The 18,343-nt window shown below is 68.4% G+C and carries 23 protein-coding genes; 20 read left to right on the top strand and 3 right to left on the bottom strand.

Annotated features, from left to right (window positions below; all coding sequences use genetic code 11):
- The first annotated feature begins 15 nt into the window (after positions 1-15).
- The 15 genes from rplF to truA all read left to right on the top strand — a co-directional run bounded on the left by rplF (position 16) and on the right by truA (position 9,713).
- Positions 16-555, top strand: a complete 540-nt coding sequence (rplF, locus tag IE311_RS12005) for a 50S ribosomal protein L6 (protein ID WP_148005764.1) — start codon at positions 16-18, stop codon at positions 553-555.
- A gap of 3 nt (positions 556-558) precedes the next feature.
- A complete protein-coding gene (gene rplR / locus IE311_RS12000) occupies positions 559-942 on the top strand; it encodes a 50S ribosomal protein L18 (protein ID WP_015035587.1) in 384 nt (127 codons plus the stop codon).
- A gap of 46 nt (positions 943-988) precedes the next feature.
- Positions 989-1,591, top strand: a complete 603-nt coding sequence (gene rpsE / locus IE311_RS11995) for a 30S ribosomal protein S5 (protein ID WP_017239585.1) — start codon at positions 989-991, stop codon at positions 1,589-1,591.
- A complete protein-coding gene (gene rpmD, locus IE311_RS11990; protein WP_015035589.1) occupies positions 1,591-1,773 on the top strand; it encodes a 50S ribosomal protein L30 in 183 nt (60 codons plus the stop codon). Before rpsE ends, rpmD begins: the two co-directional genes overlap by 1 nt.
- A gap of 1 nt (position 1,774) precedes the next feature.
- Positions 1,775-2,230: a 50S ribosomal protein L15 gene (gene rplO, locus IE311_RS11985; protein ID WP_030318646.1), complete on the top strand. Its 456-nt coding sequence runs from the start codon at positions 1,775-1,777 to the stop codon at positions 2,228-2,230.
- 213 nt (positions 2,231-2,443) lie between these two features.
- Positions 2,444-3,763 (top strand): preprotein translocase subunit SecY, encoded by a 1,320-nt coding sequence (gene secY, locus IE311_RS11980; RefSeq protein WP_030318644.1) that lies wholly within the window; start codon positions 2,444-2,446, stop codon positions 3,761-3,763.
- Positions 3,763-4,410, top strand: a complete 648-nt coding sequence (locus IE311_RS11975; RefSeq protein ID WP_030318642.1) for an adenylate kinase — start codon at positions 3,763-3,765, stop codon at positions 4,408-4,410. The genes secY and IE311_RS11975 overlap by 1 nt, the downstream gene beginning before the upstream one ends.
- 96 nt (positions 4,411-4,506) lie before the next feature.
- A complete protein-coding gene (map, locus tag IE311_RS11970) occupies positions 4,507-5,358 on the top strand; it encodes a type I methionyl aminopeptidase (protein ID WP_189831624.1) in 852 nt (283 codons plus the stop codon).
- Positions 5,359-5,541: 183 nt separating this feature from the next.
- The gene (gene infA, locus IE311_RS11965; protein WP_003956442.1) at positions 5,542-5,763 is read left to right on the top strand and encodes a translation initiation factor IF-1; all 222 of its coding nucleotides are present in this window, start codon (positions 5,542-5,544) and stop codon (positions 5,761-5,763) included.
- 63 nt (positions 5,764-5,826) lie between these two features.
- Positions 5,827-5,940: a 50S ribosomal protein L36 gene (gene rpmJ / locus IE311_RS11960; protein ID WP_003956441.1), complete on the top strand. Its 114-nt coding sequence runs from the start codon at positions 5,827-5,829 to the stop codon at positions 5,938-5,940.
- Between the two features lie 204 nt (positions 5,941-6,144).
- Positions 6,145-6,525 (top strand): 30S ribosomal protein S13, encoded by a 381-nt coding sequence (gene rpsM, locus IE311_RS11955; protein ID WP_132912418.1) that lies wholly within the window; start codon positions 6,145-6,147, stop codon positions 6,523-6,525.
- Positions 6,526-6,591: 66 nt separating this feature from the next.
- Entirely contained in the window at positions 6,592-6,996 is a 405-nt protein-coding gene (rpsK, locus tag IE311_RS11950; protein WP_003956432.1) for a 30S ribosomal protein S11, read from the top strand.
- 126 nt (positions 6,997-7,122) lie between these two features.
- Complete coding sequence (locus IE311_RS11945; RefSeq protein WP_024755423.1) at positions 7,123-8,145, top strand: DNA-directed RNA polymerase subunit alpha; 1,023 nt, start codon at positions 7,123-7,125, stop codon at positions 8,143-8,145.
- Between the two features lie 162 nt (positions 8,146-8,307).
- The gene (gene rplQ, locus IE311_RS11940; protein ID WP_189831623.1) at positions 8,308-8,775 is read left to right on the top strand and encodes a 50S ribosomal protein L17; all 468 of its coding nucleotides are present in this window, start codon (positions 8,308-8,310) and stop codon (positions 8,773-8,775) included.
- Positions 8,776-8,855: 80 nt separating this feature from the next.
- Positions 8,856-9,713, top strand: coding sequence for a tRNA pseudouridine(38-40) synthase TruA (truA, locus tag IE311_RS11935; RefSeq protein ID WP_189831622.1), 858 nt, complete (start codon positions 8,856-8,858; stop codon positions 9,711-9,713).
- On the opposite strand, the gene IE311_RS11930 is transcribed toward truA, so the two are convergent.
- Complete coding sequence (locus IE311_RS11930; protein WP_189831621.1) at positions 9,684-10,688, bottom strand: hypothetical protein; 1,005 nt, start codon at positions 10,686-10,688, stop codon at positions 9,684-9,686. The genes truA and IE311_RS11930 overlap by 30 nt on opposite strands.
- 56 nt (positions 10,689-10,744) lie before the next feature.
- Between IE311_RS11930 and IE311_RS11925 the strand changes: the two genes are divergently transcribed.
- The 4 genes from IE311_RS11925 to glmM all read left to right on the top strand — a co-directional run bounded on the left by IE311_RS11925 (position 10,745) and on the right by glmM (position 15,231).
- Entirely contained in the window at positions 10,745-12,367 is a 1,623-nt protein-coding gene (locus IE311_RS11925) for an ABC-F family ATP-binding cassette domain-containing protein (protein ID WP_189831620.1), read from the top strand.
- A 385-nt stretch (positions 12,368-12,752) separates the two neighbouring features.
- On the top strand, positions 12,753-13,196 hold the full coding sequence (rplM, locus tag IE311_RS11920; RefSeq protein WP_030318630.1) for a 50S ribosomal protein L13: 444 nt from the start codon (positions 12,753-12,755) through the stop codon (positions 13,194-13,196).
- A gap of 44 nt (positions 13,197-13,240) precedes the next feature.
- A complete protein-coding gene (rpsI, locus tag IE311_RS11915) occupies positions 13,241-13,753 on the top strand; it encodes a 30S ribosomal protein S9 (RefSeq protein ID WP_015035601.1) in 513 nt (170 codons plus the stop codon).
- 119 nt (positions 13,754-13,872) lie between these two features.
- Complete coding sequence (gene glmM / locus IE311_RS11910) at positions 13,873-15,231, top strand: phosphoglucosamine mutase (RefSeq protein WP_189831619.1); 1,359 nt, start codon at positions 13,873-13,875, stop codon at positions 15,229-15,231.
- Positions 15,232-15,310: 79 nt separating this feature from the next.
- On the opposite strand, the gene IE311_RS11905 is transcribed toward glmM, so the two are convergent.
- Together IE311_RS11905 and coaA are read right to left on the bottom strand one after the other, a co-directional pair.
- Positions 15,311-16,261 (bottom strand): DUF389 domain-containing protein, encoded by a 951-nt coding sequence (locus IE311_RS11905; protein WP_189831618.1) that lies wholly within the window; start codon positions 16,259-16,261, stop codon positions 15,311-15,313.
- Positions 16,262-16,286: 25 nt separating this feature from the next.
- Entirely contained in the window at positions 16,287-17,360 is a 1,074-nt protein-coding gene (coaA, locus tag IE311_RS11900) for a type I pantothenate kinase (protein ID WP_189831617.1), read from the bottom strand.
- A 204-nt stretch (positions 17,361-17,564) separates the two neighbouring features.
- On the opposite strand from coaA, the gene IE311_RS11895 reads away from it, so the two are divergent.
- Positions 17,565-18,314 carry a hypothetical protein gene (locus IE311_RS11895; protein WP_229901867.1) on the top strand — a complete coding sequence of 250 codons (750 nt, stop codon included), beginning with the start codon at positions 17,565-17,567 and terminating at the stop codon, positions 18,312-18,314.
- Positions 18,315-18,343 lie beyond the last annotated feature (29 nt).

Raw genomic sequence — 18,343 nt, 5'->3', positions numbered from 1 at the left:
ACGGAGGAATAGCTAATGTCGCGTATTGGCAAGCTGCCTATCCAGGTTCCCGCCGGCGTGGACGTCACCATCGATGGCCGCACGGTCACGGTCAAGGGTTCCAAGGGCACCCTGACCCACACCGTCGCCGCTCCGATCGAGATCGTTAAGGGCGAGGATGGCGTGCTCAACGTCAACCGTCCGAACGACGAGCGTCAGAACAAGGCCCTTCACGGCCTGTCCCGCACGCTGGTGGCCAACATGATCACCGGTGTGACCCAGGGTTACGTGAAGGCGCTCGAGATCAGCGGTGTCGGTTACCGCGTGGCCGCGAAGGGCTCCAACCTGGAGTTCCAGCTCGGCTACAGCCACCCGATCCTGGTCGAGGCGCCCGAGGGCATCTCGTTCAAGGTCGAGTCGCCGACCAAGTTCTCGGTCGAGGGCATCGACAAGCAGAAGGTCGGCGAGGTCGCGGCGAACATCCGCAAGCTGCGGAAGCCCGACCCGTACAAGGCCAAGGGCGTCAAGTACGCCGGCGAGGTCATCCGCCGCAAGGTCGGAAAGGCTGGTAAGTAAGCCATGGCATACGGTGTGAAGATCGCCAAGGGCGACGCTTACAAGCGTGCCGCCAAGGCGCGCCGCCACATCCGCATCCGCAAGAACGTGTCGGGTACGGCGGAGCGTCCGCGCCTCGTCGTGACGCGTTCGAACCGCGGTATCACCGCTCAGGTCATCGACGACCTCAAGGGTCACACCCTTGCGTCCGCGTCGAACCTGGACGCTTCGATCCGCGGTGGCGAGGGTGACAAGTCCGCGCAGGCCAAGCAGGTCGGCGCTCTTGTCGCCGAGCGCGCCAAGGCCGCTGGCGTCGAGGCTGTCGTGTTCGACCGTGGTGGCAACAGGTACGCCGGGCGCATTGCCGCTCTGGCTGACGCCGCCCGCGAAGCCGGGCTGAAGTTCTAAGCCCCGGTTCCGGGACTAACGGACGTAACAGAGAGAGGTAAATCCAATGGCTGGACCCCAGCGCCGCGGAAGCGGTGCCGGTGGCGGCGAGCGGCGGGACCGGAAGGGCCGCGACGGTGGCGCTGCCGCCGAGAAGACCGCGTACGTTGAGCGCGTTGTCGCGATCAACCGCGTCGCCAAGGTTGTCAAGGGTGGTCGCCGCTTCAGCTTCACCGCGCTGGTCGTGGTGGGCGACGGTGACGGCACCGTAGGTGTCGGTTACGGCAAGGCCAAGGAAGTTCCCGCGGCCATCGCCAAGGGTGTCGAGGAAGCGAAGAAGAACTTCTTCAAGGTTCCCCGCATCCAGGGCACCATCCCTCACCCGATCCAGGGCGAGAAGGCCGCGGGCGTCGTCCTGCTCAAGCCGGCTTCCCCCGGTACCGGTGTTATCGCCGGTGGCCCGGTGCGCGCCGTGCTCGAGTGCGCCGGCGTTCACGACATCCTGTCGAAGTCGCTCGGCTCCGACAACGCGATCAACATCGTGCACGCGACCGTGGCGGCCCTCAAGGGCCTGCAGCGTCCCGAGGAGATCGCGGCTCGCCGTGGTCTGCCCCTCGAGGACGTCGCTCCCGCGGCTCTCCTCCGTGCGCGTGCCGGGGCGGGTGCGTAATGGCTCGCCTCAAGGTCACGCAGACGAAGTCGTACATCGGCAGCAAGCAGAACCACCGCGACACCCTGCGTTCGCTCGGCCTCAAGAAGGTCAACGACGTGGTTGTCAAGGAGGACCGCCCCGAGTTCCGCGGAATGGTTCACACCGTCCGCCACCTCGTGACGGTCGAGGAGGTTGACTGACATGGCGGAGACCAACCCGCTGAAGGCCCACAACCTCCGTCCCGCCCCCGGTGCCAAGACCGCGAAGACCCGTGTCGGTCGTGGTGAGGCGTCGAAGGGTAAGACGGCCGGTCGTGGTACCAAGGGCACCAAGGCCCGTTACCAGGTTCCGCAGCGCTTCGAGGGTGGGCAGATGCCCCTCCACATGCGTCTGCCGAAGCTCAAGGGCTTCAAGAACCCGTTCCGCACCGAGTACCAGGTCGTGAACCTGGACAAGCTCACCGCGCTCTACCCGCAGGGTGGCGAGGTCACGGTGGCCGATCTGGTCGCCAAGGGTGCGGTTCGCAAGAACCAGCTTGTCAAGGTGCTCGGCACCGGCGAGATCACCGTGGCGCTGCAGGTGACGGTTGACGCCGTCTCCGGCTCCGCCAAGGAGAAGATCGCCGCCGCCGGTGGCACCGTCACCGAGCTCGTCTGAGACGACTCGATGGCTTGAACATCCGATCGGGGATGCCTCCCAAAAGGGGCATCCCCGATTGGTCGTTCCTAGGGGGGCATGGTCGCCGGTAAGGTGGCGTGCACTGTCTAGACTCCGTGCGGTATGCCCGCACGGAATTGAAGACCGATACCTATTCGTCGAACCTCAAGACCGTCACCCTTGACGCCTAGCGCGGGGGTCGCAGGAGGCACCGTGCTCACCGCGTTCGCCCGGGCGTTCAAGACGCCCGACCTGCGCAAGAAGCTGCTCTTCACGCTCGCCATCATCGTGCTGTACCGCCTCGGGGCCCACATCCCGGTTCCCGGCGTCAGCTACGAGGCCGTCCAGCAGTGTGTGAAGCAGGCCAGTGAGGGCAACAACAGCCTCTTCGGCCTGGTCAACATGTTCAGTGGCGGAGCGCTGCTGCAGATCACCATCTTCGCGCTCGGCATCATGCCGTACATCACGGCCAGCATCATCCTGCAGCTGCTGACCGTCGTGATCCCGCGTCTCGAAGCCCTCAAGAAGGAGGGTCAGTCGGGTACGGCCAAGATCACGCAGTACACCCGGTACCTGACGGTCGCCCTCGCCGTGCTTCAGGGCACCGGTCTCGTGGCCACCGCCAAGAGCGGTGCGCTGTTCAGTGGCTGCCGGGTCGCGGACCAGGTCGTTCCCGACCCCTCGATCTTCACCATCGCCACCATGGTCATCACGATGACCGCCGGTACCTGCATCGTCATGTGGCTCGGTGAGCTCATCACCGACCGCGGCATCGGCAACGGCATGTCGATCCTGATGTTCATCTCGATCGCCGCCGGCTTCCCGGGCGCCCTGTGGGCCATCAAGGAGAGCGGCAAGCTCGCCAAGGGCTGGATCGAGTTCGGCACCGTCATCCTCATCGGCTTCGTGATGGTGGCCCTCGTGGTCTTCGTCGAGCAGGCCCAGCGCCGGATCCCGGTGCAGTACGCGAAGCGCATGATCGGCCGGCGTTCCTACGGCGGTACGTCCACGTACATCCCGCTGAAGGTGAACCAGGCGGGTGTGATTCCTGTCATCTTCGCTTCGTCGCTGCTCTACATCCCGGCCTTGATCGCGCAGTTCTCGAACTCCACCGCAGGGTGGAAGACCTGGATCGAAGCCCACTTCGTCAAGGGTGACCACCCCTACTACATCGCCACGTACTTCCTCCTGATCGTGTTCTTCGCCTTCTTCTATGTGGCGATCTCGTTCAACCCCGAGGAAGTCGCCGACAACATGAAGAAGTATGGTGGCTTCATCCCGGGTATCCGGGCTGGTCGACCTACTGCCGAGTATCTGAGCTACGTGCTCAACCGGATCACTTGGCCGGGCTCGCTGTACTTGGGTCTGATCGCTCTTGTGCCGACGATGGCGTTGGCAGGCTTCGGTGGCGCCAATGCCAACTTCCCCTTCGGTGGGACGAGCATCCTCATCATCGTGGGTGTGGGGCTGGAGACCGTGAAGCAGATCGAGAGCCAGCTCCAGCAGCGCAATTACGAAGGGTTCCTCCGCTGATGCGAATCGTCCTCGTCGGACCGCCCGGTGCCGGCAAGGGAACGCAGGCTGCGTTCCTTGCCAAGAACCTGGACATCCCGCACATCTCCACGGGCGACCTGTTCCGCGCCAACATCTCTCAGGGCACGGAGCTTGGTCTCAAGGCCAAGGCGTTCATGGACGCCGGCGACCTGGTGCCCGACGAGGTGACCATCGGGATGGCCAAGGACCGGATGGAGCAGTCGGACGCCGTCAACGGCTTCCTGCTGGACGGGTTCCCCCGCAACGTGGCTCAGGCCGAGGCCCTGGACGTGGTCCTGAAGGCCGAGGACATGCAGCTCGACGCGGTCCTGGACCTGGAGGTCCCCGAGGACGAGGTTGTGAAGCGGATCGCGGGTCGCCGCATCTGCCGCAACGACAGCGCGCACGTCTTCCACGTGGAGTACAACGCGCCGAAGACCGAGGGCGTCTGCGACGCCTGCGGCGGCGAGCTCTACCAGCGTGCGGACGACTCCGAGGAGACGGTCCGCAAGCGGCTGGAGGTCTACCACACGCAGACCGAGCCGATCATCGACTACTACCGGGCGCAGAACCTGGTCGTGACGATCTCGGCGCTCGGCAAGGTGGACGAGGTCACCGCGAAGGCGATGGCCGCGCTCAAGAAGTAACCCCGGTTCGTTCGATACGGCCGCGGTGCCCCTCGGGGGCGCCGCGGCCGTATCGTTGTTCTGTTCCCCGTACTCGATGGAAAGGCCGCGGCCACGATGGTGCAGATCAAGACCCCCGAGCAGATCGCGAAGATGCGCGAGGCGGGGCTGGTCGTCGCCGCCATTCACTCGGCGACCAGTGAGGCGGCCGTGCCGGGCGCCACGACCCGCGACCTCGACGAGGTGGCGCGGAAGGTCATCGCCGACCACGGCGCGAAGTCGAACTTCCTCGGGTACGGCGGTTTCCCCGCGACGATCTGCACCTCGGTGAACGAGGTCGTCGTCCACGGCATCCCCGACGAGAAGACCGTCCTCAAGGACGGCGACATCATCTCCATCGACGCGGGCGCGATCGTGGACGGCTGGCACGGTGACGCCGCCTTCACGGCCTTCGTGGGCACCGGGCACGCGCCCGAGCTCGTCGAGCTCTCCCGTGTCACGGAGGAGTCGATGTGGGCCGGCATCGCCGCCATGAAGGTCGGCAACCGTCTGGTGGACGTCTCCAAGGCGATCGAGACCTACATCAAGCGCCAGCCGCGGCCGCCGGTCGGCGACCACAGCCTGGGCCGGTACGGGATCATCGAGGACTACGGCGGCCACGGCATCGGCACCGAGATGCACATGGACCCGCACCTGCTGAACTACGTCTCCCGAAAGCGCGGCAAGGGCCCGAAGCTGGTTCCCGGCTTCTGCCTGGCGATCGAGCCGATGGTCTCCCTGGGCACCCCGCACACGGAGGTCCTGAAGGACGACTGGACGGTCATCACCACGGACGGCACCTGGTCCTCCCACTGGGAGCACAGCATCGCGCTGACCGAGGAGGGGCCGCTCGTCCTGACCGCGGTCGACGGAGGCCGGGCGAAGCTGGCGGAGCTGGGTGTCGTGGCGGCGCCCGATCCGCTCGCGTAGTGGCGGAGCGGTGTGGAATTTCTACGGCGTGGTGCCTTGCGTAAGGATCAGTCGGGGTGGGCAGACTTCCCGATTCGTCTTTTCCTGGGGCCTGACGTAGACTGATGCGTCGGCTCTCGTGTACCCGTGTGTCCGCATACGGCGGCGAGAGTCGATCAAGGTAGCCGATTCGAAAGGCGAAGCGTGGCCAAGAAGCAAGGTGCCATCGAAATCGAGGGCACCGTGATCGAGTCCCTCCCGAACGCCATGTTCAAGGTGGAGCTCCAGAACGGTCACAAGGTCCTCGCGCACATCTCCGGCAAGATGCGGATGCACTACATCCGAATCCTTCCGGACGACCGGGTCGTGGTGGAGCTCTCTCCCTATGACCTGACGCGTGGCCGGATCGTCTACCGGTACAAGTAGATCTTGCCCGCACCCCGCCTCCGTGCGCGGGTGGTGGCACTGACCCGGAGAACCTCACATCCCATGAAGGTCAAGCCGAGCGTCAAGAAGATCTGCGACAAGTGCAAGGTGATCCGCCGTCACGGCCGGGTCATGGTCATCTGCGACAACCTGCGCCACAAGCAGCGCCAGGGCTGACGCACGCCGACCGACCTGCATTTCGCAGTTCTTCGCGCGACGCATAGCAATACGTACATACGCAGAGCCCGTCGGGCCGTGTTCCACGGTTGACGGCACCTCCGGCGGGGGCCGGGGACCCGGACGTACCACTCCTCGAATCTTCGGGGAGTCGGCGGTCGGGAGCGGTTCTGCAGAGACCCCCGAGAACACAGGAGCCATTGAATGGCACGCGTTTCCGGTGTTGACATCCCGCGCGAAAAGCGTGTGGTGGTCGCACTCACCTACGTCTTCGGCATCGGGCGTACCCGGTCCGAGGAGATTCTCGCCGCGACCGGCGTGAACCCGTCCACCCGTGTCCGCGACCTTGCCGAGGAAGACCTCGTCAAGATCCGCGAGTACGTGGACGCCAACCTCCAGACCGAGGGTGACCTCCGTCGCGAGGTCGCCGCCGACATCCGCCGCAAGGTCGAGATCGGCTGCTACCAGGGTCTGCGCCACCGTCGTGGCCTGCCCGTCCGCGGCCAGCGCACCAGCACGAACGCTCGTACCCGCAAGGGCCCGCGTCGCGCCATCGCCGGCAAGAAGAAGCCGGGCAAGAAGTAGTCCTCAGCGGACGCTTGACCAAGCGGTCTTCGCTGTAGGACCGACCACCTCCCGTAGGAGATATAGATGCCCCCCAAGGGTCGTCAGGGCGCTGCCAAGAAGGTGCGCCGCAAGGAAAAGAAGAACGTCGCTCACGGCCACGCGCACATCAAGAGCACGTTCAACAACACGATCGTCTCGATCACGGACCCCTCGGGCAACGTGATCTCCTGGGCCTCCGCCGGCCACGTCGGCTTCAAGGGCTCGCGCAAGTCGACCCCGTTCGCCGCGCAGATGGCCGCCGAGTCGGCCGCCCGCCGCGCGCAGGAGCACGGCATGCGCAAGGTTGACGTCTTCGTCAAGGGTCCGGGCTCCGGCCGCGAGACCGCGATCCGCTCCCTCCAGGCCACGGGCCTCGAGGTCGGTTCGATCCAGGACGTCACCCCCACGCCGCACAACGGCTGCCGTCCCCCCAAGCGCCGCCGCGTCTGACGCACGGCTGCTTGACACAGAATTCGGGCGGTACGGCTCTTCGGACCGTGCCGCCCGTACTCTTGCAGTAGCAACAACTCCGTAGGGCGTCAAATAGTGGGCGTCCACGACTGAAGGAATACAGACATGCTGATCGCTCAGCGTCCTTCGCTGACCGAAGAGGTCGTCGACGAGTTCCGCTCCCGGTTCGTGATCGAGCCGCTGGAGCCGGGCTTCGGCTACACCCTCGGCAACTCCCTCCGCCGTACCCTCCTCTCCTCGATCCCGGGTGCCGCTGTCACCAGCATCCGCATCGACGGTGTCCTGCACGAGTTCACCACCGTGCCGGGCGTCAAGGAGGACGTGACCGACCTCATCCTCAACATCAAGCAGCTGGTCGTCTCCTCGGAGCACGACGAGCCGGTCGTGATGTACCTGCGCAAGCAGGGCCCGGGTCTGGTCACCGCCGCCGACATCGCGCCCCCGGCCGGTGTCGAGGTGCACAACCCCGACCTCGTCCTCGCCACGCTCAACGGCAAGGGCAAGCTGGAGATGGAGCTGACCGTCGAGCGCGGTCGCGGCTACGTCTCCGCCGTGCAGAACAAGCAGGCGGGCCAGGAGATCGGCCGTATCCCGGTCGACTCCATCTACTCCCCGGTGCTCAAGGTCACGTACAAGGTCGAGGCGACCCGTGTCGAGCAGCGCACCGACTTCGACAAGCTGATCGTCGACGTCGAGACCAAGCAGGCCATGCGCCCGCGTGACGCCATGGCGTCCGCCGGTAAGACCCTGGTCGAGCTGTTCGGTCTGGCGCGCGAGCTCAACATCGACGCCGAGGGCATCGACATGGGCCCGTCCCCCACGGACGCCGCCCTCGCCGCCGACCTCGCGCTGCCGATCGAGGAGCTCGAGCTCACCGTTCGTTCGTACAACTGCCTCAAGCGTGAGGGCATCCACTCCGTGGGCGAGCTCGTGGCGCGCTCCGAGGCGGACCTGCTCGACATCCGCAACTTCGGTGCGAAGTCGATCGACGAGGTCAAGGCGAAGCTGGCCGGTATGGGCCTCGCGCTGAAGGACTCGCCCCCCGGCTTCGACCCGACCGCCGCCGCCGACGCCTTCGGCGCGGACGACGACGCGGACGCCGGCTTCGTCGAGACCGAGCAGTACTGATCGCTCGGGCCCGACGGTCCAGATTTGGCTGCGGGCCGGCTCCGGCCGGTCACGCAGTTCCCCGCGCCCCTCTGGGGCGCGGGGTCTCCGACGGGTGACCGCCCGCTCGGACACTGACATCGGTACCTCATACGGCCGGTGCAGATCACAAGGAGAAACACCATGCCGCGTCCCGCGAAGGGTGCCCGCCTCGGCGGTTCCGCCGCGCACGAGAAGCTGCTCCTCGCCAACCTGGCGAAGTCGCTCTTCGAGCACGGCCGCATCACCACGACCGAGGCCAAGGCCCGTCGCCTGCGTCCGGTCGCCGAGCGCCTGATCACCAAGGCGAAGAAGGGCGACATCCACAACCGTCGCCTGGTGCTGCAGACGATCACCGACAAGGGCATCGTCCACACCCTCTTCACCGAGATCGCCCCGCGTTACTCGGAGCGTCCGGGTGGTTACACCCGTATCACCAAGATCGGCAACCGTCGTGGCGACAACGCCCCGATGGCCGTGATCGAGCTGGTCGAGGGCGAGATCGCCAAGAAGGCGACCGTCGCCGAGGCCGAGGCCGCCACCGTGCGCGCCGTCAAGGAGGCCGACGAGGCCGCCAAGACCGAGGCCGCCGAGGAGTCGAAGGACGCGTAAGCGTTCCCGACGTTTCTCGTGTGCGGGCCCGTACCCCCTGGGGTGCGGGCCCGTTCCCGTGTGTTTGAGAGGATCTCCGCGTGAGCGATGACGTGCAGGACGGGTTCGTACGGGTTCGGCTTGACCTGTCGTACGACGGCAAGGACTTCTCCGGCTGGGCCAAGCAGGCCGGGGGCCGGCGGACCGTGCAGGGGGACATCGAGGACGCCCTGCGGACCGTGACCCGGTCCAAGGAGACGTACGAGCTGACGGTGGCCGGCCGGACCGACTCCGGGGTGCACGCCCGCGGCCAGGTCGCCCATGTCGACCTGCCCGTCGAGCTGTGGGCCGAGCACCACGACAAGCTGCTCAGGCGGCTCGCGGGGCGCCTCTCCCACGATGTGCGCGTCTGGTCCGTCGCCGAGGCCCCCAGCGGCTTCAACGCCCGGTTCTCGGCGATCTGGCGCCGCTACGCGTACCGCGTCACCGACAACCCCGGCGGGGTCGACCCGCTGCTGCGCGGGCATGTGCTCTGGCACGACTGGGCCCTCGACATGGACGCCATGAACGAGGCCGCCGCCGCGCTCGTCGGCGAGCACGACTTCGCCGCGTACTGCAAGAAGCGCGAGGGTGCCACCACCATCCGCACGCTCCAGGAGCTGCGCTGGGAGCGGCGCGCGGACGGTGTGATGGAAGCCACCGTGAAGGCCGACGCCTTCTGCCACAACATGGTCCGCTCGCTGGTCGGCGCCCTGCTCTTCGTCGGCGACGGGCACCGGCCGGTGGACTGGCCGGGCAAGGTCCTCGCGGCCGGCGTCCGTGACTCCGCCGTGCACGTCGTGCGGCCGCACGGCCTCACCCTCGAAGAGGTGGGCTACCCGGCCGACGAGCTCCTGGCCGCCCGCAATCTGGAGGCCAGGAACAAGCGGTCACTCCCCGGGAGCGCCGGCTGCTGCTGAGGCCTGGGCGCGGCCGCGGGCGTAGATCTGGTTGAAGGCGAAGGTCCCCAGGTCGTCGCTGGCCTGGAAGACCGGCTTGTCGGCCTTGGTGACCTTCTTGCCGTTGGCGAAGCCGGCCTGGGTGAAGTACGCGTAGCGGCCGACCGAGTTCGAGCGGCGCAGACAGACCGTCGCGCGGCAGAAATCGCCCACGCCCGCGCCGGCCAGCGGGGCGATGCCGCCGGTGGCCTGGTTCTTCGCCTTCAGGGCCGCGGCCTCCGACGGGAAGACGGCGACGCCGACGGTGATCGCCACGCCGTCCTTCACATAGGTGGCGCGGAGCACCTTCTGGCAGCCGTTCTTCTTCAGGACGGCGCCGAGGCCGCCCTGGGTGACGGCCGCGCAGTCGCTGGTCGCCGAGGTGGCGCCCTTCTTGTACGGGCGCTTGTTCATGGTCAGCTTCTTGCCCGGGAAGAGGCCCTCCGCGGAGATCGGAGCCTTGTCCTTCTTCGGGTCCGAGATGTAGTCCTTCGGGTTCGGCGGAGGCGGCGGCGCCACCGAGGAGAAGGTCGGCTCGGGGGTCGCCGAGGCGGTGGGGGAGGCCGTGCCGGTCGGGCCCCCGCCGTTCTTGGCCTCGTCGTTCTTCTTGCCGGTGGCCACCACGGCGGTGGCGACGATCGCGCCGACGACCAGGGCGGCCAGCGCGCCGCCGCCGATCATCAGCCAGCGCTTGCGCCGGTTGCGGGAGGCCGAGGCATCGGCCAGGGCGCCCCAGTCAGGTGTCCCGCCGCCGCCCTGGGCGCCCGGGAAGGGATCCTGGGACCCCTGCGCCCCCTGCGCCCCCGGGAAGGCCGGCGGCTGCTGTCCGTAGCCCTGCTGCTGCCCGAAGCCGGGCTGTTGCTGCCCGTACCCCTGCTGTCCCTGCGGCGGCTGTCCGTACCCCTGTTGCCCGCCCTGCTGCGGCTCCTGCGGCCACTGCGGTCCCCCAAAGCTCATGCCGCGCATCCTAAACCGGTTGGGCCGAGCCGACGCGGGCGGCGACAATGCACCTCATGGGACATGTCGAGGCCGCGCATCTTGAGTACTACCTTCCCGACGGGAGGGTCCTGCTCGGGGACGCCTCCTTCCGGGTGGGGGAGGGCGCCGTCGTCGCCCTCGTCGGGGCCAACGGCGCCGGCAAGACCACACTGCTCCGGTTGATCTCCGGGGAGCTCCAGCCGCACGGCGGCTCCGTCACCGTCAGCGGCGGACTCGGTGTGATGCCGCAGTTCGTCGGTTCCGTGCGGGACGAGTCCACCGTCCGTGACCTGCTGGTATCGGTGGCCCAGCCCCGGATCCGGGAGGCCGCGAAGGCCGTCGACGAGGCCGAGCACCTGATCATGACCGTCGACGACGAGGCCGCGCAGATGGGGTACGCGCAGGCCCTCAGCGACTGGGCCGAGGTGCAGGGGTACGAGGCGGAGACGCTCTGGGACATCTGCACCATGGCCGCGCTCGGCATGCCGTACGAGAAGGCGCAGTTCCGGGAGGTGCGGACGCTCTCCGGCGGTGAGCAGAAGCGGCTCGTCCTGGAGTCCCTGCTGCGCGGCTCCGACGAGGTGCTGCTCCTCGACGAGCCGGACAACTATCTCGACGTCCCCGGCAAGCGCTGGCTGGAGGAGCGGCTGCGGGAGACCCGTAAGACCGTGCTGTTCATCTCGCACGACCGGGAGCTGCTCTCCCGGGGCGCGCAGAAGATCGTCGCGGTCGAGCCCGGCCCGGCCGGCTCGGACGTCTGGGTGCACGGCGGCGGTTTCGACACCTTCCACGAGGCCCGGCGCGAGCGGTTCGCCCGCTTCGAGGAGCTGAAGCGGCGCTGGGAGGAGAAGCACGCCCAACTGAAGAAGCTGGTGGTCAACCTGCGGCAGGCCGCCGCGGTCAGCCACGAGATGGCCTCGCGGTACGCCGCCGCCCAGACGCGGCTGCGGAAGTTCGAGGAGGCGGGTCCGCCGCCCGAGCCGCCGCGCGAGCAGGACATCAAGATGCGGCTGCGCGGCGGCCGGACCGGTGTCCGCGCCGTGACCTGCGAGAACCTTGAGCTGACCGGTCTCATGAAGCCGTTCTCGCTGGAGATCTTCTACGGGGAGCGGGTCGGCGTCCTCGGCTCGAACGGGTCGGGCAAGTCACACTTCCTGCGGCTGCTCGCGGGGGATCCGACGGTCGCCCACACGGGTGCCTGGAAGCTGGGCGCCCGGGTGGTGCCGGGGCACTTCGCGCAGACCCACGCGCACCCGGAGCTCACCGGACGGCCGCTCGTCGACATCCTGTGGACGGAGCACGCCAAGGACCGGGGCGGTGCGATGTCGATGCTCCGCCGGTACGAGCTGGAGCGGCAGGGCGACCAGCCATTCGACAAGCTCTCGGGCGGGCAGCAGGCGCGGTTCCAGATCCTGCTCATGGAGCTGGCGGGCACCACGGCGCTGCTGCTCGACGAGCCGACGGACAACCTGGACCTGGAGTCGGCGGAGGCCCTGCAGGACGGTCTCGAGGCGTACGACGGGACGGTGCTCGCCGTGACCCACGACCGCTGGTTCGCGAAGAGTTTCGACCGCTTCCTGGTCTTCGGCTCGGACGGGGTCGTCCGGGAGACGACGGAGCCGGTGTGGGACGAGCGGCGGGTCGAGCGCGCGCGGTGACCTCGGGCGGTCGGCGGTCGGCGGTGGGTGGTCGGCCGTCGGCGGTCGACCGTTGGCGGGCCGTCGGCCGTCGGCGGTCGGCGGTGGGTGGTCGGACGTCGGTGTTCCCCGGTCGACCGGGGACCGGCGGTGGTCGGGGGCGGTGACCTCGGCGGTCGGGTCCGGTGGCCCGCGGCGTTTTGACCCGTCCGGGGTGGCGCGGGTAGTGTTGCCGTTTGTTATGCGTAGTGGCTTCGTCGTTTCACGCGAAAGGCCCTTACGCAGGTTCCCTGGAGCAGTTACCAGTGGCTCGCATACGGGCGGTGTCCCGGCAGTGCAGGCCCCAGCTGCATGATCGCTTCAGGTGTGTCTGGACTCCATCCACTGAAGAAGCGAAGGCTACGAAGTGCGTACGTACAGCCCCAAGCCCGGCGATGTCACTCGCCAGTGGCACATCATCGACGCGCAGGACATCGTCCTGGGCCGTCTGGCGACCACGGCTGCGAACCTCCTGCGAGGCAAGCACAAGCCGGTTTACGCGCCCCACATGGACATGGGCGACTTCGTCATCATCATCAACGCTGACAAGGTCCACCTGTCCGGCAACAAGAAGACCCAGAAGCTGGCTTACCGCCACTCCGGCTTCCCGGGTGGTCTGCGCTCCGTCCGTTACGACGAGCTGCTTTCCAAGAACCCCGAGAAGGCCGTCGAGAAGGCCATCAAGGGCATGATCCCCAAGAACACCCTGGGCCGTCAGATGATCTCGAAGCTGAAGGTCTACGCGGGCGAGAACCACCCGCACGCTGCGCAGCAGCCGGTTCCGTTCGAGATCACCCAGGTCGCGCAGTAGTTCCGGCCACACCCCCTAAGAACGAAAGAAATCTGAGGAGCATCGTGGCCGAGACCACCCCCGAGACCCCCGTCGACGAGTTCGAGGGCGTTGAGGAGTACACCACCGAGACCGAGCTCGTCGAGGGTGAGTACACCTCCGAGTCGCTCGCGTCCCGCTTCGGCGACCCGCAGCCGGCCGCCGGCCTGGGCCGTCGCAAGAACGCCATCGCCCGCGTCCGGATCGTTCCGGGCACCGGCAAGTGGAAGATCAACGGTCGCACCCTTGAGGACTACTTCCCCAACAAGGTGCACCAGCAGGAAGTCAACGAGCCCTTCAAGGTGCTCGAGCTCGACAACCGCTACGACGTCATCGCCCGCATCGCGGGTGGCGGTGTCTCCGGTCAGGCCGGCGCCCTGCGCCTCGGCGTGGCCCGTGCGCTGAACGAGGCGGACGTCGAGAACAACCGCCCGGCGCTGAAGAAGGCCGGCTTCCTCTCCCGCGACGACCGTGCGGTCGAGCGCAAGAAGGCCGGTCTCAAGAAGGCCCGTAAGGCTCCGCAGTACAGCAAGCGTTAATCGCCTGCTCGCCTGCTTTCGTACGCCCCGGCGGCACTGCCCGTGCCGTCGGGGCGTACGTTTTTTCATAACCCCTTTTTCTTTCATCAGCTTGGGCACGTATTTCTCGGAGGACAGCTGTGGGACGACTCTTCGGCACGGACGGCGTACGCGGTGTCGCCAACGCGGACCTCACGGCGGAGCTCGCGCTCGGCCTGTCGGTCGCGGCGGCGCACGTGCTCGCCGAGGCGGGCACCTTCGAGGGCCATCGGCCGACCGCCGTGGTCGGCCGTGACCCCCGCGCGTCCGGAGAGTTCCTCGAGGCCGCCGTCGTGGCGGGGCTCGCCAGCGCCGGCGTCGACGTCCTGCGCGTCGGCGTCCTGCCGACCCCGGCCGTGGCCCACCTCACCGGCGTCCTCGGCGCCGACCTCGGTGTGATGCTCTCCGCCAGCCACAACGCCATGCCCGACAACGGCATCAAGTTCTTCGCGCGCGGTGGCCACAAGCTCGCCGACGACCTCGAGGACAAGATCGAGGCCGTCTACGAGGAGCACCGCACCGGCGCCCCCTGGGAGCGCCCGACCGGTGCCGGTGTCGGCCGGGTCCGTGACTACGACGAGGGCTTCGAGACGTACGTCGCGCACCTGATGTCCGTCCTCCCCAACCGGCTCGACGGTCTCAAGGTCGTCCTCGACGAGGCCCACGGCGCCGCCGCCCGCGTCTCGCCCGAGGCCTTCGCCCGGGCCGGCGCCCAGGTCGTCACCATCGGCGCCGAGCCGGACGGCCTCAACATCAACGACGGCTGCGGCTCCACCCACCTCGGGCTGCTGAAGGCCGCCGTCGTCGAGCACGGCGCCGACCTGGGCATCGCCCACGACGGCGACGCCGACCGCTGCCTCGCGGTGGACGCCGCGGGCAACGAGGTCGACGGCGACCAGATCCTCGCCGTGCTCGCCCTCGCCATGCGCGAGGCCGGTGCGCTGCGCGGGGACACCGTCGTCGCCACCGTCATGTCCAACCTGGGCTTCAAGCTCGCCATGGAGCGCGAGGGCCTGAACCTCGTCCAGACGGCGGTCGGCGACCGTTACGTCCTGGAGTCCATGAAGGAGCACGGCTACGCGCTCGGTGGCGAGCAGTCCGGGCACGTCATCGTGCTCGACCACGCCACCACCGGCGACGGCACCCTCACCGGTCTGATGCTGGCCGCCCGCGTCGCCGCCACCGGCAAGTCCCTCGCGGACCTCGCCGGGGTGATGGAGCGGCTGCCGCAGATCCTCATCAACGTCCCGGACGTCGACAAGGCCCGGGTGAAGACCTCCGGAGACCTCGCCGCCGCCGTCACCGCCGCCGAGCAGGAGCTCGGCTCCACCGGCCGTGTCCTGCTGCGCCCGTCCGGCACCGAGCCGCTGGTCCGCGTCATGGTCGAGGCCGCCGACATCGAGCAGGCGCGCGCGGTCGCGCAGCGCCTCGCGGATGTCGTGAAGTCGGCGCTGGGCTAACCTTTCTGAAGCACCGTCATGCGCATGGAGGCCCCGTCGTACCGCAGTCCGGTACGGCGGGGCCTGCTCGTGTACGGGGTCAGCCCCGCCGCAGACGGCGCTTCAGACGCCCGCGGTGCTTGCGCCACAGTCTCTGCTGGAGCGCCAGGGTCGCCGTGCCCGCCAGCATGATGCCCAGCAGATTGAGCAGCAGCTGTTCGATCGACCCCCACATCTGTCCGACCTCGCCGTAGCTGAGCGCCACCGCCGCGTTCGCCGCCGCCGGAACGGTCGTCACCGAGATCGCCACCCCCACCAGGGCGCCCGACTTGGACGAGGTGAGGGAGAGGGTCCCGGCCGCGCCCGCCAGGAGCGCCACCACGAAGGAGAACAGGTCCGGCTGCCAGATGAAGCTGGTCTGCGGACGCTCCGCGTCCAGCATCTCCTCGCTGAACTGGTTCAGCCAGTCCATGAGCAGGCTGAACAGGGTCGTCGCCAGGATCGCCGTCGCGAAGCCGACGAGCAGCGCGGTCAGGGACCGTACCGCCAGTCTCGGTGCCCGCTGCACGATCGCCGTGCACACCCCGGCGAGCGGGCCGAACTCCGGGCCGACCGCCATGGCGCCCACGATCAGGATCGCGTTGTCCAGGACGACACCGCAGGCCGCGATCATCGTCGCGAGGCCCATGAAGGAGAGATAGGTGAAGGAGAGCGTCGACTCCTCGTGGGTCGCCTCCGCCAGCTGCTCCCAGATCACGGCGTCCGCGCCCTCGCCCGGGGCGTCCTCCTCGGCCCGGTCCGCCCGGGTGGACATCGACAGGTCGATGCTCTCCACCGCGATCGACCCGTCCTGATCGATCTTCATGCCGCGCAGGCCGTGCAGGAGTTCGTCGGTCGACTCGCGCGCCACGTCGCACATGACCAGGTCGCCGACGGGATCCCGGGCGGCACCGGGCAGCACCACGAGATGCGTGGTGCCGACCGTCGACTCGATCAGCTCGACCGCGGGGGCGGTGCGGTCCTGCGGGACGATCATCCGGAGGTGCAGCATCCCCCGAGCTTACGGAGACAGGGGGTCAGAGCTTGCGGAGGCTGAGCCGCTGCACCTTGTGGTCGGGTCCCTTGCGGACGACGAGCGTCGCCCGGCCCCGGGTCGGGGCCACGTTCTCCAGCAGATTCACCTTGTTGATGGTCCGCCACATGGTGCGGGCGTAGTCGAGCGCCTCCTCCTCGGAGACCTGGGTGTAGCGCTGGAAGTACGAGGAGGGGTTCTGGAACGCGGTGTCGCGCAGCTTGCGGAACCGGTTGAGGTACCAGCGCTCGATGTCCTCCGCGCGCGCGTCCACGTACACCGAGAAGTCGAAGTAGTCCGCGAGTCCGACCCTGGTCCGGCCGTCCTTGCCGGGGAGCGCCGGCTGGAGGACGTTCAGCCCCTCCACGATGAGGATGTCCGGGCGGCGGACGACGAGCCGCTCGCCGGGCACGCGGTCGTAGATGAGGTGGGAGTAGACCGGGGCCGTGACCTCCTCCTTGCCCGCCTTGATGTCCGCGACGAACCGGGTCAGGGCCCGGCGGTCGTACGACTCGGGGAAGCCCTTGCGGGACATCAGCCCGCGGGCCTTCAGCTCCTCCATCGGGTAGAGGAAGGCGTCCGTGGTGACCAGCTCCACCCGCGGGTGCTCCGGCCAGCGGGCGAGCAGGGCCTGGAGGAGACGGGAGACCGTCGACTTGCCGACGGCGACCGAACCGGCGACCCCTATGACGAACGGGGTGCCGCGCTGCTCGGCGCTCTCGCCGAGGAAGGTGTTGAGGGCGCCGCGCAGTCCGCTGGTGGCCTGTACGTACAGGTTGAGCAGCCGCGACAGGGGCAGGTAGACGTCCCGTACCTCGTCGAGGTCGATGACGTCCCCGAGGCCGCGGAGCCGCTCGACCTCGTCGGCGGTCAGGGGGAGCGGCGTCTTGTCGCGGAGATCGCTCCACTCGGCGCGGGTGAAGTCGACGTACGGGGTCGCCTCGGAGGGCCGGCGGTGGCCGTTGCCGTGGCGGGGGCCCCCGTGGGCGGGTGCGCCCCCGGACCCGGCTGCGGCGCGGGGCCCGCTTCCGTCGGCGGGGCCGTCCCCGTTGGCGCCTCGTGGCGGCGAAGTGATCACCCCGCCATTGTCGGGGGTCGGCGGCCTTCGTGGGCCGTGGGGTCGGTCACGCCGCAAAAGCCGTTGTCCGACCCTCCCTCTAGGGTGATCATTCTGATGCCGCGTGGGTTCCGGACTTCACGCGGGGGGGGAGCCGCCGCAGGCGGCACGAAGTCAGCACGAACTCACGAAGAGAACAGAGAGCCAGCTCAGATGCGTACGTCCATGAGAAGCGCCGCCGTCGCGGCCACCGCCGTCTCCTTCGCCCTGCTCGTCACCGCCTGTGGCGGCGGGGAGAAGAGCGACGACAAGGGCAAGGGCGGCGCGCCCAGCGCCTCCACCACCACCGCCGCGCCGGCGGCCGAGGCCCTGTCCGCGGCCGAGCTCGACAAGCTGATCGTCGAGAAGGCCGACCTCAAGGGCTACCAGGTGCAGAAGGCCGGGGCCGAGGACGTCGTCACGGCGGACAAGGTCACCACCGACAAGGCCTCCTGCGCGCCGATCGCCCACGCCATGTCCTTCATCTCGCCCGGTTCGCCGGCGGCGTCGGCCGAGCGCAAGGTGCTCGCGGAGCCGAAGAAGGACGCGTCGGCGAAGCCCGAGGACGCGCTGGCCGGGGCGCTCGGCGTCGAGGTGACGGCGGTGACGCTCGGTTCGTACGAGGGGCAGGGTGCCCAGGACGCCTTCGCCTCGGTGAAGAAGGCCGGCACCGAGTGCGCCGGCGGCTTCTCCGTCGTCCACCTGAAGGAGAGCACCAAGGTCAGCAAGGTCGTGGCGGAGAGCGTCACCGCCGGTGAGGAGGCGGTCGCCTTCACCGTCACCAGTGACCTGGAGGGCGAGGCGTTCACCAGCAAGCTCGTCGTCTTCCGGAAGGGCAACACGCTCGCGTCGTTCTCGACCATCAGCTTCGCCCCCGGCGGCGTCGCGGCGCTGCCGCAGGCCCTCGTCGACGCGCAGGCCGCCAAGCTGTCCTGACTCCGGCCCTTCGGCCGTGTTCGGTCGTA

The organism is Streptomyces zaomyceticus (genome assembly GCF_014656215.1).
Taxonomy (GTDB): domain Bacteria; phylum Actinomycetota; class Actinomycetes; order Streptomycetales; family Streptomycetaceae; genus Streptomyces; species Streptomyces zaomyceticus.
This window is presented reverse-complemented; position numbering and strand designations above follow the sequence as displayed.

Excerpts from the sequence above, each read along its gene's own strand:
- map (WP_189831624.1), top strand. The coding sequence starts at position 4,507 with ATGGTGCAGATCAAGACCCCCGAGCAGATCGCGAAGATGCGCGAGGCG.
- rpsM (WP_132912418.1), top strand. The coding sequence starts at position 6,145 with ATGGCACGCGTTTCCGGTGTTGACATCCCGCGCGAAAAGCGTGTGGTG.
- IE311_RS11930 (WP_189831621.1), bottom strand. The coding sequence starts at position 10,688 with ATGAGCTTTGGGGGACCGCAGTGGCCGCAGGAGCCGCAGCAGGGCGGG.
- rpmD (WP_015035589.1), top strand. The coding sequence starts at position 1,591 with ATGGCTCGCCTCAAGGTCACGCAGACGAAGTCGTACATCGGCAGCAAG.
- IE311_RS11925 (WP_189831620.1), top strand. The coding sequence starts at position 10,745 with ATGGGACATGTCGAGGCCGCGCATCTTGAGTACTACCTTCCCGACGGG.
- rplR (WP_015035587.1), top strand. The coding sequence starts at position 559 with ATGGCATACGGTGTGAAGATCGCCAAGGGCGACGCTTACAAGCGTGCC.
- IE311_RS11975 (WP_030318642.1), top strand. The coding sequence starts at position 3,763 with ATGCGAATCGTCCTCGTCGGACCGCCCGGTGCCGGCAAGGGAACGCAG.
- rplQ (WP_189831623.1), top strand. The coding sequence starts at position 8,308 with ATGCCGCGTCCCGCGAAGGGTGCCCGCCTCGGCGGTTCCGCCGCGCAC.
- rplO (WP_030318646.1), top strand. The coding sequence starts at position 1,775 with ATGGCGGAGACCAACCCGCTGAAGGCCCACAACCTCCGTCCCGCCCCC.
- rpsE (WP_017239585.1), top strand. The coding sequence starts at position 989 with ATGGCTGGACCCCAGCGCCGCGGAAGCGGTGCCGGTGGCGGCGAGCGG.
- rplF (WP_148005764.1), top strand. The coding sequence starts at position 16 with ATGTCGCGTATTGGCAAGCTGCCTATCCAGGTTCCCGCCGGCGTGGAC.
- IE311_RS11905 (WP_189831618.1), bottom strand. The coding sequence starts at position 16,261 with ATGCTGCACCTCCGGATGATCGTCCCGCAGGACCGCACCGCCCCCGCG.
- rpmJ (WP_003956441.1), top strand. The coding sequence starts at position 5,827 with ATGAAGGTCAAGCCGAGCGTCAAGAAGATCTGCGACAAGTGCAAGGTG.
- IE311_RS11945 (WP_024755423.1), top strand. The coding sequence starts at position 7,123 with ATGCTGATCGCTCAGCGTCCTTCGCTGACCGAAGAGGTCGTCGACGAG.
- IE311_RS11895 (WP_229901867.1), top strand. The coding sequence starts at position 17,565 with ATGAGAAGCGCCGCCGTCGCGGCCACCGCCGTCTCCTTCGCCCTGCTC.
- rpsK (WP_003956432.1), top strand. The coding sequence starts at position 6,592 with ATGCCCCCCAAGGGTCGTCAGGGCGCTGCCAAGAAGGTGCGCCGCAAG.